Origin of the sequence: Paenibacillus sp. FSL H3-0302 (genome assembly GCF_037982245.1) — a bacterium.
GTDB lineage: Bacteria > Bacillota > Bacilli > Paenibacillales > Paenibacillaceae > Paenibacillus_AQ > Paenibacillus_AQ odorifer.
Genome location: NZ_CP150284.1, coordinates 461,219 through 475,537 on the forward strand (window position 1 = coordinate 461,219; position 14,319 = coordinate 475,537).

The window sequence follows — 14,319 nt, forward strand, 5'->3', positions numbered from 1 at the left end:
TAAGTCGGGTTTGTCCACTATTTGTACGACTGATCTACCGACAAATCAACGTTCCGGTGTTATCTTATGGATACAAATATACACTTGTCATCTAACCCTGACAAGATTACGAGGGAGCGATTTCATTGAAGACGCAAGCTTTTGATCTACAGAACGTACGAATTGATTCAGGTCCACTTCTCCATGCGATGGAGTTAAATACTGATTATTTACTCAAGCTTGAGGCAGATCGGCTTCTGTCGCGTTTTCGCGAATATGCTGGCTTAGAGCCTAAGGCTGCTCACTACGAGGGCTGGGAATCTCAGGGCATTAGCGGCCATACGTTAGGCCATTATATTTCTGGATGTGCGTTAATGTATGCCTCTACGGGAAATGAAGAGCTGCTACAACGCGTGAATTATGTAGTAGATGAATTAGAGCTATGTCAGGATGCGCATGGCAATGGCTTTATTTCCGGCATTCCTCGTGGCAAGGAGTTATTTGAGGAAGTGAAGGCAGGCGACATTCGCTCACAGGGCTTTGACCTCAACGGAGGTTGGGTGCCGCTTTACACGATGCATAAGCTGTTTGCAGGTCTTCGCGATGCTTATCGATTGGCCGGCAATCAGAAGGCGCTCGTTATTGAAACGAAGCTGGGGCTGTGGCTTGAGGATATTTTTGCAGGGCTGAGTAAAGATCAGATCCAAGAGGTGCTGCGTTGTGAGTTTGGCGGCATGAATGAAGCGCTGACGGATTTGGCAGAGGATTCCGGAGAAGATCGTTTCCTCGCGTTAGCGGAAAGCTTTTATCATGGGGAAGTGCTTAATGATCTGGCCGTAGAAAAAGATACCCTAGCTGGAAGACATGCTAATACACAGATTCCAAAAATCATCGGAGCTGCTAGACAATATGAGGTAACTGGGCAGGAGCATTATGCAGGTATTTCCCGCTTCTTCTGGGATCGGGTCGTGAATCATCATTCTTATGTGATCGGCGGCAACAGCTATAATGAGCATTTTGGTGAACCGGATAAGTTAAATGATCGATTGGGTGAAGGTTCCTGTGAGACATGCAACACGTACAACATGCTGAAGCTGACTAAGCATATGTTCCAATGGGATGCGTATGCAGCGTATGCGGATTACTACGAACGTGCGATGTATAACCACATCTTAGCCTCTCAGGAGCCGGTAGATGGCCGGGTATGTTACTTCGTATCTCTCGAGATGGGTGGACATAAATCGTTTAATTCGCAGTTCGAAAGCTTTACGTGTTGTGTAGGTTCGGGAATGGAAAGCCATTCTATGTATGGCTCGGCGATATACTTCCATAGTGCAGATGAGCTTTATGTCAATCAGTACGTACCTTCTACAGTGGCTTGGAAAGAGCAAGGCATTAGCTTGCAGCAAGAGACCAAGTTCCCGGCAGAGGGACAAGGTGTACTGCGGATCAGTGCAGCACAGCCAACGAAATTCACATTAAAGCTAAGATATCCTTACTGGGCTGAGCAAGGGATGAGTGTTAGCGTAAATGGTGAAGATGTTCAAGTAAATGTAGGCAAATCTAACTACTTTACTTTGGATAGAGAGTGGCAGGATGGAGACGTTGTCGAATACGATATTCCGATGTCGGTGAGAATCGAGACGATGCCGGATAATCCGAACCGAGTTGCATTCCTTTACGGGCCACTTGTGCTCGCAGGTGATTTTGGGCCTATAAATGCAGAGACCAATAGCGATCGCGCCCTTGCTTCCGTATTAATCGGAGATCGGGACACACTGACGGACAACCTCATCCAATCTAATGTGAGCAATAATGTGTTCCGGATGAAAGGTTTAGGGTATACAGGGGATCATGAGCTTCGTCCGTTCTACCCTATGCATGATCATCGTTATTCCGTGTATTGGGATTTGTTCACACCGGAAGAGTGGAAGCTGGCAGAGGCTGAATATCGCGAAGCTGTGGAGAATAACTTGCTGCTTGAGCAGTTAACTGTCGATTCGGTACAACCTGCTGAAATGCAGCCTGAACGCGATCATAATTTCACAGGTGAATTTGTAGGCTTAGGTAAAATCCACAATCGCAAGTATCGGGACAGCTGGATCAATGGCTGGTTCTCCTTCACGATGGAAGTTTTGCCGGATAAGCAAGTGGATTTGGTGGTCACGTATCTGAAGTCGAACGATACTTCGCTGGCATTTGATATTTTGGCGGATGGGGAGCAACTTGGTGTAGGCACTCTTGAGTCTGAGGAGATGAATAAGCTGGAGACGATTCGCTATGAACTCCCGCAGCCGATCACGAGCGGCAAATCAGCAGTTACGATCAAGTTTGCTTCTCATGAAGGACATAAGGTTGGCCAAGTGGCCGGACTACGTATCGTTAAACGTAATTCTTGAATAAAAAGGCTTACAGAATTATAATAGGGTCAATTCTTTTAATTGAGGTGAAATGGATGTCTTTCCGTACCGTTACAAGGAACTAGTTATCGGGCTGGGTGAAACGCGTACCAGCTATCAAGGGGGGAGTCTACCCTTTTGATTACAACTAACTAGAGCTTTGAACGGTGCCATGGGCAGCTATTTTTGTAGAGCCAGGCACTTAACCTATTTAACTTAGAAAACCGTTTATTTGTGGATGGTTTTTTACAGTGGGATAGGGGCGCCTGGCTTTTTTGCATTCAATTAAAAGAGGGGATAAATGATATGTTAAAAAAGAGTCTAGCTCATCTAAAGTGGTGGGTATGTGGTTATATTTTATTGGGTTTTGCCATTCAGCTGTTAAGTAGTTTAGGGGTTGTTGTCTTTCAAAAAATATTAGATAAGGCCACGGTAATCAACAGTTTTGGTGAAATATCCACATTAATTATGGTGTATGGGTTTCTGCTAGCTGGGGTGGCGATCCTGAATTATATAGACGAATACCCGAGTGTGTTTTTATCGAACAGCATCACGGAGCGGTTAAAGATTCTTGCACTGTCCAAAATATCAAAAATGGATTATCAAGCGTATCAGGATATGGGAACAGGGCAGATGATTAAGGTGATCGAGAACGGGGCAGCGGCTGGAAACAGCATTATTTTTTCTTTTTTTCTCAAAACATTACATGAGTTGTTACCTACTCTTCTATTCAGTCTAGTCTTTATCAGCTTCTATGATCTAAGGATCATGTTAGTGATTGCAGCTGGCTACGTGGTTGTCTTTCTGATAACAAATCTGTTGTTGAAATTTCTGTATGCCATGAAGGCTACCATTCTCCAAGAGCAAGAAAAGATGTCCAGATTCTCTATCCGCGGGTTTATGGAATTGGTCGTCTTTAGAACCAACAAGAGATATGAGAAAGAGATCGATAAATTAAGCCAGACTGCACGCACTATCATTCATAAAAATGCTCAGCTAAAAATGATCCATGAAGCTTTTTTTGCTATATTCGAGTTATTTGTCACGATCATTAAAGTTGTTGTCCTGATTTATGGTGTGAAAAGCATTGTCGCAGGCGAGACCTCACTAGGTATTGTGGTCGCATTGTTTATGTTCATCGATAAAATTTATACCCCAATTGCCATCTTTAATGTTTTATTTGTAGATTACAGACTGAATAAAGTGACCTACAGAAGATTCGAGGAATTTATTGCTGCCCCAGAAGATAAGAACTTGGAATCCGGAGAAGCCATCACTGAGCTCCAAGGCAATATTGAGTTTAGGAAGGTGTCCTTTACTTATGGGAATGTGCAGATACTGAATAACCTGTCTTTTTCGCTTACGCGAGGAACTTCTGTTGCTATTGTCGGATTAAGTGGAGGCGGGAAATCTACGCTGATTAAATTGATTGTGGGGTTATTAAAAAAGGGCGAAGGTGAACTCTTACTGGACGGTAAGGATATCGATGAGATTCGTTTGAATAGCTACTATGATCATATTTCCTATCTATCCCAAGATACGCCGATTTTTGATGCTACGATAAGGGATAATATTGTATTTGATGAGGATACTCTGTCCGATGAAGAGCTATATGAGATTCTGGGAAAAGTTCATTTGCAGGAAAAAGTAAGCCATTTACCGGATCGCTTAGATACTTTGGTAGGCGAAAAAGGTCTCAAATTATCAGGAGGCGAAAGACAGCGATTAGCGTTTGCCAGAGTCATTGCCCAAAAAAGAAATATTCTAATTCTGGATGAGCCCGTGTCAGCGCTTGATAATATCACTGAGCAAAGTCTTACGGAGACGATTTTGAATGAATTTAAGGATAAAACTATCATCATTGTGGCCCACAGGCTTAATTTTATAAAAGACGTTGATAAGATATTGGTAGTGGATCAAGGGTCAATTGTTGGGGAAGGGAAGTTTGATGATTTAATAGAACAGTGCGAAGCTTTTAAAGCGTTATGGAATAGAAAAATATCGTTTACAGATTATCGATAAATTGCTAGACTCTTCTAAAAAAAGAGGTGCTATCTATGGCTTGGCCAACACATATTGTAGCGGTGGGTGGAATTGCAATAAATGAAGAGGGAGATATTCTTTTAGTAAAAACACATCATGGTGGGTGGGTATTTCCTGGAGGACAAGTGGAAGTTGGAGAAAACCTAATGGATGCACTAATTCGCGAGATTAAAGAGGAAAGTGGAATAGATGTTGTTGTTTCTCAATTGATTGGCGTGTATTCGAATACAGGTATGCATAAATGGTATGACGGTGAGACGGATGTTCCTACCAAGGTCATGTTAGACTTTATCTGCAAGCCCGTGGGTGGAGAATTAAGTACTTCGGAGGAAACATCTGAAGTGATGTGGGTAGCCAAGGAGAAGGTGCTGGATCTGATTTCTGCAGCGGCTATTCGTACCCGCTATCAAGCTTATTTGGATTTCGACGGAAATACTAGGTACATGGATTATGTAACTGGAGGTGCGTTTGAAGTTAAATTGGATCGGACGGTGTAAAAAAAGAAGCTTAGAGGCTTTCCCGAAAGGGAAGGCCTCTTTTGTTGGGAATGAGCAATCATTCCGCTATATCGTATAAGGATTGTGTCGAATCATCTCAATTAAATTCACTGCGGCTGCTGATAAGGGCTCATTTTTACGTGTACAGATCGCAATGGTATTTTTCAGATGGACGCCTTCTACATATACTCGGCACAATTCTCCACGCTCTACATATTTGCGTACGACTAATGAAGAAACGAAGTTTGCACCATATCCGGCGATAACGGCTTTGATGGCTTCATGTAGTCCATTAAATTGCAAAGAGATGATAGGAGCGGGTGTGTTGTATGTGCGGCATAAAGATAATAATCGCTCCCGCGTTGAACTCCCTTCTTCACGCATAACGAAGGGTTCCTTCATCATTTCGGATAGAGAAACTTGCTGATTGGCATAACGATGATCGGGTGCGACTACAAACCATAACTCGTCCTGAAATAACTCCTCTGTCTGGATTGTATCTGGATAAGCCTCGGCGATTCCTCCATAAATAGCTATATCCACATCTACATTTAACAGCTGCTTGAGGGCATCACTTGAGTTGGTAGTGGTGATCATCATCTCCACTTGTTCATATTGCTGCTTAAACTTTGCAATCCAGGTAGGAATGAGAAAGTGAGCAGGCAAATACGTTGCGGCTAGACGGATACATCCGTTACTGCCGTTAACATAATCTTGAGCGAATTGCTCAATTTGTTGTTCTACGGCGAACAGTCGCTTGGCGAGTAGAGTAAGCTCTTCCCCTGCATCCGTTAAAGCAATTCCTCTGCCTTGAGGTTTAAATAGGGCAAAGGACAGTTCCTTTTCGAACTTCTTAATCTGCGCAGTGATGGCAGGCTGACTTATATTTAAAATTTCTGAAGCGCGTGTCACACTGCCTGCCGATGCGATTACATGGAATAAGCGTAAGGCATGTAGGTTCATGGTTAAACTCCCATTCTTCGATTCATATATTAAATATATAAATTAAATATAAAGATATATTATATTTATGATTATAACTGATTTACAATACAGATATAAAGATGAACTTGGAAAGATGAGATTAGGGAAAGGAATAATGGAGAGGAGGTTTGGAACTTTAGGAGCGTAGCGATCGCCTTTGTCTCCGGATTTCAACCATGAACAGTGTTTAAATTGAAGAAATCTGGAGACAACAGCGACCGGAAGTCCAAACACTCCTCGTAGTTACGAACGATCCCTAAATGTGGAATTTATAAGTTCATCTAAACCAAAATCAATACTAAAGGAGAAGTGATAAATATGAATCAAACGACTACTTGGGATAAAGTCGATCAGTATATTACAGAGCGCCTGATTCCACAGGACGTTGTATTGGAAGAAGTGTTGGTCACCAATCAACAGGCAGGGTTGCCGCCCTTTGATGTTTCGCCTAGTCAGGGGAAATTCCTCAATCTACTGGTGCAAATGAAAGGTGCACGCCGGATTTTGGAGATTGGCACCTTGGGCGGGTACAGTACGATTTGGATGGCAAGAGCCCTGCCGTCTGACGGACAGATAGTTACCTTGGAGCTGGATCCTATTCATGCGCAGGTAGCTAAAGCTAATCTTTCGCTTGCCGAGGTGGATCATCTGGTAGAGCTTCGTGTAGGGGATGCATTAGAGCAACTGTCTCAGATGAAACAAGAGGGCGTTGAACCCTTCGACTTTATTTTTATAGATGCCGATAAACCGAATAATCCTAACTATTTAAAGTGGGCGCTGCAATTCTCCCAGCCAGGAACGGTGATCCTTGGAGATAATGTGATTCGTGAAGGGGAGGTCATTAATGAGAATAGCGAAGACGCTCGTGTAGTAGGCGTACGGGAATTCTATGATCTGTTGGCTGAAGAGCCTAGAATTTCGGCTACTGCCATTCAGACGGTGGGAAGCAAAGGTTATGATGGATTTGTATTGGGGATTGTGAATAGCTGAGGGATTCGACAGATCCTCTTAGCGTTACGGACCCCGTTGGCGTTATTTGCGAATTTTTAGCCTATAGAGCAGGGTTTCGGACTCCAGTGACGCTATTACTTAGAAAGAGGTTCATCTGTGTCCGATAGATGCCGGTGCCTCCTACCTGTAAATGATATCAAATCAAACAAAGGTGTCCCTAAGCCATGATGGCTTTTGGAACACCTTTGTTATTTTAAAGCGCCTCTTTAATTACCTTTTTGTAATAGAAGACGGACAATATTGCAAAGATCGAATACAAAGCAGTGTATAACAGCATCACCAGAATCATCGGTGTCCAAAGCTCTGTGCCGAATAAGAACCAGCCGGATTTAACGGCGAAGTAGCTGTGAAGCAGACCTATGACTAATGGAATACCGAAGTTGAACAATTGCTTCATCTGTATACCTCTGAGCAAATCACCTTGCGTGAACCCTAGCTTTCTCAGAATGGTGTAGTTAGGTTTTTCATTTTCACTTTCATCCATTTGTTTAAAGTATAGAATACATCCGGAGGTAATCAAGAAGGTTAACCCCAGAAAAGCAACGATAAACATAATGAGTCCCATATTTTGTTTTTGACCTTTTATCGACTCTAATTGAGAGTCTTGTTTGTTTTTCTCATCAAATTTCAAGGTCTTAAAAAGTTCATTTGCCTGTTCAACGCTGGCCCGGACTTTCATATCAATCCCGATATTAAGGGAGGATCCTCTTTGAAGGGCAGGATCTAAATCCTTCTTTAAGCGCTTAAAGATCGATTCGTCTACAACCGCAACCGGTAAGCCACCTCCTGTGTAATACCCTGAAATGGGACTTTCGATATCTAATCTTTTATAATCCTGTGGAAAAACCTCATGTAACCCTTTGAGTTCAATCGCACCTTTATCTTTCATAGTAACAAAATTATCCAGTGCACTGCTTGATTTCGTAAAATAAGCTTTATCTGGAGTTAGATCAACGTCTTCAAGTGCATTTTCACTTATGACCGCCAGGGTCATAATATTTGAAAACATATTGTCTCCGTCCGGTTTTTTAACAAGAATCTCTTCAACATCTACATCGACCTGAAGGACTTGGGTCCTTCTTTCTGTAAATACTAAATCATTTGCCGTTAGGATCTTTGTAAATTGTTCAGCCTCTTGGGCATTCGTGAATACAAAATCCGTTGGGACATATTGCTTGGAAGTTTTCTCAGCAGAGTAAAAGGAAATGTAGCTAAGGGATAATAAACCCAGGGCTAGTGCCGATACGGTTGTGATGATGGTCAATAATACGGCATTGGATTTCATGCGAAACATAATGGAGGAAAGAGATAGAACCTCTCTAATGTTCAGATAGCCGTTTTTCCGCTTACGAATGATATGAAAAATAAAACTTACCGAGCCTTTATAAAATAGATAGGTCCCAATAATGACGGATCCCAAAATAGTAATCATGGATATAGCCAATTGATTCATTGAGGTTACGTCGTCGGTAAGTAATTTAGAGGAGAGCACATAGCCCAGTAGGATTAGGCCAATTCCGACAATCCCTATGATCATTTCAAAGAAGGATAACTTTTTCACTGTACCTTCTGTTGTTGAGGTCACCCGGAACAAGGATAAGATACTTTGTCTTTTAATAAATCCATAATTCATCAGCATGATCAAAAGATAAATCACACAGAATACGATCAATGTCTGAATCAAAGCTTCGATAGAGAAATGAAGGGAGGCTATAGCATCGACCCCCATTATTTTAAATAAGATCATGAGGATCAATTTTGAGATAGAAAAGCCTACTAATATCCCCAGGATCAAGGAACCGAAATATAGGATAAAGTTCTCTGCCGAAAGAATGCGGAAAATTTTATTTTTGGTCATTCCAATTAACTGAAATAAGCCAATTTCTTTGCCGCGTCGTTTGATAAAGATCGTATTAGCATACAACAGGAAAATAGAGACAATTACGACTAGTAAAACCGAGGCAGCCGTGATGGCTGCGCCCCCTTTGATAGAGCTTTCCAGCTCATCCATCGAGGGATCATATTGCAAGGTGACAAAGGCGAAATATAAGGCCACACTAAAAACTAGCGCAAATACGTATAGGTAGTAATTTCGGATGTTTTTTCGCAGATTTCGAATCATTAATACATTAATGCTCATTCTGCACACCGCCTAATACACCCTGTGTTTTTATAATGTCGTTGAAGAAAACTTGTCTTGATTGTTCTCCTTTATTTAGTTGCGTATAGATTTTTCCATCTTTTATAAAAATAACTCTACTGCAATAACTGGCAGCCACTGGATCATGTGTAACCATAACGATAGTTGCTTTTCGTTTTTGATTGAGTTCACTTAGCTTATTTAATAAATCAGAAGCGGATTTAGAATCCAGCGCCCCGGTAGGCTCATCTGCAAAAATAATACTTGGATCATGAATGAAGGCACGAGCTGCTGAGGTACGTTGTTTTTGACCGCCAGAGATTTCATTGGGGTACTTATTTTTTAATTCCAAAATCCCCAATTCCTTTGCGAGACTTTCGAATTTCTGATTGGCGGCTTTCTTGGGTGTATTGGTAATGGATAGTGGCAGCAGGATGTTTTCCTTTACCGTCAGCGTGTCCAAGAGATTATATTCTTGAAATATAAAACCTAAATGATTCTTGCGAAATTCAGCAAGCTGCTTCTCTTTCATATTGGAGATTTCATTGCCCTCGATGGTAATAGATCCGTTACTGATTTTGTCGATCGACGAGAGTACGTTGAGTAGGGTGGTTTTACCTGAACCGGAAGGCCCCATGATGCCAACGAATTCGCCTTCTTCTATACGAATATCGAGTCCGCTTAACACGGATTGTTTGTTTAATTTATTGCCATAGCTTTTATGAATTTTAGTAGCTTCTAGAATTGCCATAATGATTCACTCCTTCGTTTCTTCTTGTATAGCTTTATTATAAAAAAGTTTATTGTTCTTATCCTGCGATTGCCCGAACAAAATATAAAAGCATGTGACATTGTTGTCACATGCTTGAGATTCTAACGAATTCATTTTTGAGTGGGAAGGTTAGCGTAAATGTTGATCCCGCTCCGAGCTTGGATTGAACCCCGATGATGATGAGTAAGGATTGAGCTGCTTTCTGAGCTAAATATAAGCCCATGCCTGTGGCGGCATTGTCGCGATGTACAGTAGTGGAAGTAAACCCTCTGTCGAAGATGCGCGGCAGGTCCTTCGGATCTATCCCGCGCCCGCAATCCTTCACCTCAAGAACGATATGTTCAGCTTGCTGGTAGCTATTCACTGTAATATCAGAAGCCTCACTATATTTTACGGCGTTGGTTAGAAGTTGTCTGAGGATAAAAGCCAGCCATTTAGCATCACTAAGCACTTCAGCAGCTTCTAAGTTCAACTCAAAGCCGATTCCCTTCTGAATACACCAAGATTGTAATGTCTTAATCTCACTAAAAATAAGCGTTTCTATATCGATTTGCTCCATGTACAGGTCGTTTTCAATAAATGGTATCCGTCTTTGATGGAGCTGCTGATCCAGGAGCAGATGAATACGCAGCCACTCATAGGTCAAGTGCCCCTTCATAACATCATCTTCTATACGCTCAATCATTAGATGCATTGCGGTCAGTGGAGTCTTTACTTCATGAATCCAGGATAACAGCTCATCCTTCTCTTGCTCCAAATTCATTAAATTGTCTGAAGCAGTCCGCCTTAACAATTTCACTTGGTTGGTGATGCTCTCTTCGATGATTTTCTCAAAAGGACTTTCGGCAAGAGCGATGCTTGTCAGATCGAGATCATCGTCGCGCTCATTTAAGCTTTTATAAAATCTGGTTTCCTTAGGATAGCGAATGACTAGAAAAATTACGAAAAAAATCATCGATAAAGAGACCAGATAGAGCACTGAAGACAGGGGGATGGTCGGGTCCATAAAGGTGATAAAGAGCATAAATAGATGTACAAAAAGAAAAAGCAAAATCCAACCGAGTCTTTCGAGCAGGTACTTTTTAATCATAGAGAATCCTCTTCAATGGCTACGTAGCCTTGTCCAACCTTCGTCTCAATAAATGCCCCTAATTCAAGCTCGTCGAGCTTTTTGCGCAGCCGATTTACGTTGACGGTAAGGGTGTTATCGCTAATAAAGCGCTTATCGTCCCATAAGCTATTAATTAATTCCTCGCGGGTGACAATTTTATTCTTTTTCTCAATGAGCAATTTCAATATGAAAATCTCATTTTTGGTAAGCTCAATCGTTCCCGTGTCGTTGGTCACTGAATTCCGCTCATAATCGACGGTAGCTCCGCACCACGTTTTGAGTTCAATGTTATCCGTATTGTAATTGTACACCCGCCGGAGAATGGCTTGCACCTTGGCAATGAGTACATCGAAATGGAAGGGCTTTTGGATATAATCATCGGCTCCCAGCTGCATGGACATCACCATATCTGTCGGATGATCCCGAGAGGATAAGAAGATAATCGGCAGATTAGAGTGAGAGCGAATCATTCTGCACCAATGAAATCCATCGAATTTGGGTAATTGGATATCAATTATCACTAAATCAGGTTTGATTTCCGTGAATTCCTGCGTAACATTGTTGAAATCTTGAATGCCATATACATCATAAGACCACTGCGTAAGCCGTTCTTTGATCTCATTAAACAGCGTTGTATCATCTTCGATTAATAAAAGCTTGAACAAATCGGTCACCACACTTTTAGTTTCGTGCCTTGCGTTTAGAATACGCTTAAATGATTGAAGCCATACTTTGATTGTGCTTAGAGCATTGCAGATAACACTGTCTGATAATGTGCAAATTCCTTCGTTTCATTAAACTGAGGGCACATTTTCAAGGAGAGCAGGGCGCTTTCGATTAAGAACTCTCTTGGTTCCTTATTGTTCATGATCTCTTCTTGGATAAAATATAACAGCTTCAGTGCATTGGACAGGCTGGGATCATCGGCGGCGAATGATTTATCAATGATTTTTTTTAAGCTTACGGTCGCAAACGATAAATCATTATTAAAAAAATCAGTGTATTCAGCAACAGGCAATAGTTTCCCTACATGATCGGGGGAGATAAGCTGCATTCCTTTTTCACTTAAGTCCTCAACAATCGTCTGGATAAGAGTAGTGCAATAATTAATGATTTGTTGAGAGGTAATGACTTCATTCATGGCACTGTTAATTTGCAGCATATGTTGCAAGATGCCTGTGAAAATGATGGCTCCATCCAGTAGATAGGGTTTTTTATCTTCAGAAAATATATGCAGGAAACGTTCATGCACCCAGGTTAATAAGGTGAATTTAGTTTTTTTGATGAACGTAATTAAATCCGGATCATTGGAGACCAGGGCATCTTCAACCAGCTGCAACAATTTATTTTTTTTATTGATTTTCATAACCAGTTGAACTTGTTTAGCGAATATATCAATGTCAGAGGGGTCCTGGCCAATGAGCAGGCCATTTCTGCCTTCTTCCAGCTGGTCATGAATAGAGGTGAATACAGCTTTAAAGAGATCCCCCTTGGAAGGAAAATAATTATAAAAAGATCCTTTGGAGATCCGGCTGTGATTCAGAATGTCCTGTATGGATGTGGCGTGGTAGCCTTTTTCAATAAATAATTCATGTGCTTTTTGAATCACTTGCTCTTTCCGTTTATTTATCATCTTAGGTGCCCCTTTAAGCTGGACTCTTTTGTGCAAAAAAACACTTCACGTAGAATAGACTAGCTTATATTTCCACTTAATACAATTTAGTTTTTAAATGAATTCTGACTTGCCAAGCAGTAAATATAAGAGTAATATATTCTACATTGTAACATAAGTTCAAAATTGAACCGACGGTATGATTATAGAATGGAGGATTCCAAAATGAAAACGAAAGAAAGTAAAGCGTCCTATGGGATTTTGGCAATCCTTATGATTGGTGCATTTGTTGCTTTACTGAGTAATACCTTGCTCAATATAGCTTTACCATCGATTATGAAGGATTTTGATGTCAGTGCCTCAACGGTACAGTGGTTATCGACGGGTTATATGTTAGTGAACGGGATCATGATTCCTTCAACGGCCTTTTTAATTCAAAAGTATACAGCCAGACGATTATTCCTAATCGCCATTGGATTATTTGCAATAGGGACCTTCATTGGAGGCTTTGCTCCAAGTTTCCCTGTATTATTGATTGCGAGAATGGTCCAAGCCTCAGGGGCCGCGATTATGATGCCATTATTAATGAATGTATTGTTCACCACATTTCCACCTGAAAAACGTGGCTCGGCCATGGGGATGTTTGGTTTGGTTATGATTTTTGCACCAGCCATTGGTCCTACACTCTCAGGATGGATTATTCAGCATTATGAATGGCCTGTGCTGTTCTTTATGATTGCACCGATCGCCGTATTGGTGTTCATTCTTGCCTTCTTCAAACTGCATGATCCTAAAAAAGATGTGGCTATTAAAATTGATATTCTATCTGTAGTTCTATCAGCGATTGGGTTCGGGGGTCTTCTATACGGCTTCAGTTCCGCTGGGAATAAAGGATGGGATGATCCAATGGTCTACTCCACCCTTATTATCGGGGTTATTGGTTTAGTGATATTCATTATGCGCCAGATGAAGATGAAGGAGCCTATGCTTAACTTCAGAGTGTACAAATATCCGATGTTCGCTTTATCCTCAGCGATTTCGATTACACTGAATATGGCGATGTTCTCAGCCATGATGTTAATGCCGATTTATCTGCAAAATATTAGAGGTATTTCACCTCTGGATTCGGGACTCCTAATGTTGCCTGGTGCGTTGATTATGGGGGTTATGTCTCCAATCACAGGTAAATTGTTCGATAAATTCGGCGGCAAAGTCTTAGCGTTAATCGGTCTGGCTATCGTAGTGATCAGTACGTATTTCTTTAGTGATCTAACTGAGACAACGAAATATTCGACACTTATGATTTTGTATTCTGTGAGAATGTTCGGGATTTCAATGGTTATGATGCCTGTGATGACCAATGGTCTGAACTCCATCCCGGCTAAATATACACCACATGGTACAGCCATGAACAGTACGATTCAGCAAGTCTCCGGGGCGATTGGCGGGGCGCTGCTTGTAACGATTATGTCTAACAGTACTACTTCACATGTCAAAGATATGGTAGCTGAGGCTGTGAGTAAATTAACGGCTAAGCCTTCTGCAGAGCAATTGCTTGGCATTCAAAACCAAGTCATCGCAAAAGCAACGATCGAAGGAATTAATGATGCGTTCTTAGTGTCAGTAGGCGTTGCCATTATTGCCTTTATCCTAGCTTTCTTCATAAAAAGAGGGATACAGCCTAAGGATACAGAAACAGTCGAGGAAAAAGTGGCTGTTAAACAAGTTTCATCCGCTAGATCGATGTAATTTGATATGTAGAAAGACGCTC

11 protein-coding genes are annotated in these 14,319 nt (G+C 41.5%); 5 read left to right on the plus strand and 6 right to left on the minus strand.

Annotated elements, in window-relative coordinates; genetic code table 11:
- Window positions 1–125: 125 nt before the first annotated feature.
- From MHH50_RS02060 to MHH50_RS02070, 3 genes are all read left to right on the plus strand, one after another.
- Window positions 126–2,378: a glycoside hydrolase family 127 protein gene (locus tag MHH50_RS02060; protein ID WP_076307946.1), complete on the plus strand. Its 2,253-nt coding sequence runs from the start codon at window positions 126–128 to the stop codon at window positions 2,376–2,378.
- A 306-nt stretch (window positions 2,379–2,684) separates the two neighbouring features.
- On the plus strand, window positions 2,685–4,400 hold the full coding sequence (locus MHH50_RS02065) for an ABC transporter ATP-binding protein (protein ID WP_076307945.1): 1,716 nt from the start codon (window positions 2,685–2,687) through the stop codon (window positions 4,398–4,400).
- A gap of 35 nt (window positions 4,401–4,435) precedes the next feature.
- Complete coding sequence (locus MHH50_RS02070) at window positions 4,436–4,918, plus strand: NUDIX hydrolase (protein ID WP_076101239.1); 483 nt, start codon at window positions 4,436–4,438, stop codon at window positions 4,916–4,918.
- Window positions 4,919–4,984: 66 nt separating this feature from the next.
- Here MHH50_RS02070 and MHH50_RS02075 read toward each other — a convergent pair whose 3' ends face one another.
- Window positions 4,985–5,881, minus strand: coding sequence for a LysR family transcriptional regulator (locus tag MHH50_RS02075; protein ID WP_076124612.1), 897 nt, complete (start codon window positions 5,879–5,881; stop codon window positions 4,985–4,987).
- A 339-nt stretch (window positions 5,882–6,220) separates the two neighbouring features.
- Between MHH50_RS02075 and MHH50_RS02080 the strand changes: the two genes are divergently transcribed.
- Window positions 6,221–6,892: an O-methyltransferase gene (locus MHH50_RS02080; protein ID WP_076307944.1), complete on the plus strand. Its 672-nt coding sequence runs from the start codon at window positions 6,221–6,223 to the stop codon at window positions 6,890–6,892.
- A 214-nt stretch (window positions 6,893–7,106) separates the two neighbouring features.
- On the opposite strand, the gene MHH50_RS02085 is transcribed toward MHH50_RS02080, so the two are convergent.
- The 5 genes from MHH50_RS02085 to MHH50_RS02105 all read right to left on the minus strand — a co-directional run bounded on the left by MHH50_RS02085 (window position 7,107) and on the right by MHH50_RS02105 (window position 12,569).
- The gene (locus tag MHH50_RS02085; protein ID WP_076185672.1) at window positions 7,107–9,053 is read right to left on the minus strand and encodes an ABC transporter permease; all 1,947 of its coding nucleotides are present in this window, start codon (window positions 9,051–9,053) and stop codon (window positions 7,107–7,109) included.
- A complete protein-coding gene (locus MHH50_RS02090; protein WP_038568421.1) occupies window positions 9,043–9,804 on the minus strand; it encodes an ABC transporter ATP-binding protein in 762 nt (253 codons plus the stop codon). Before MHH50_RS02090 ends, MHH50_RS02085 begins: the two co-directional genes overlap by 11 nt.
- A gap of 106 nt (window positions 9,805–9,910) precedes the next feature.
- Entirely contained in the window at window positions 9,911–10,915 is a 1,005-nt protein-coding gene (locus MHH50_RS02095; RefSeq protein ID WP_340033889.1) for a sensor histidine kinase, read from the minus strand.
- Window positions 10,912–11,601 carry a response regulator transcription factor gene (locus tag MHH50_RS02100; RefSeq protein ID WP_076124606.1) on the minus strand — a complete coding sequence of 230 codons (690 nt, stop codon included), beginning with the start codon at window positions 11,599–11,601 and terminating at the stop codon, window positions 10,912–10,914. The genes MHH50_RS02095 and MHH50_RS02100 overlap by 4 nt, the downstream gene beginning before the upstream one ends.
- Before the next feature lie 77 nt (window positions 11,602–11,678).
- Window positions 11,679–12,569 carry a TetR/AcrR family transcriptional regulator gene (locus tag MHH50_RS02105; RefSeq protein WP_248549116.1) on the minus strand — a complete coding sequence of 297 codons (891 nt, stop codon included), beginning with the start codon at window positions 12,567–12,569 and terminating at the stop codon, window positions 11,679–11,681.
- A gap of 204 nt (window positions 12,570–12,773) precedes the next feature.
- On the opposite strand from MHH50_RS02105, the gene MHH50_RS02110 reads away from it, so the two are divergent.
- Window positions 12,774–14,297: a DHA2 family efflux MFS transporter permease subunit gene (locus MHH50_RS02110; RefSeq protein WP_076124605.1), complete on the plus strand. Its 1,524-nt coding sequence runs from the start codon at window positions 12,774–12,776 to the stop codon at window positions 14,295–14,297.
- The last annotated feature ends 22 nt before the right edge of the window (window positions 14,298–14,319 follow it).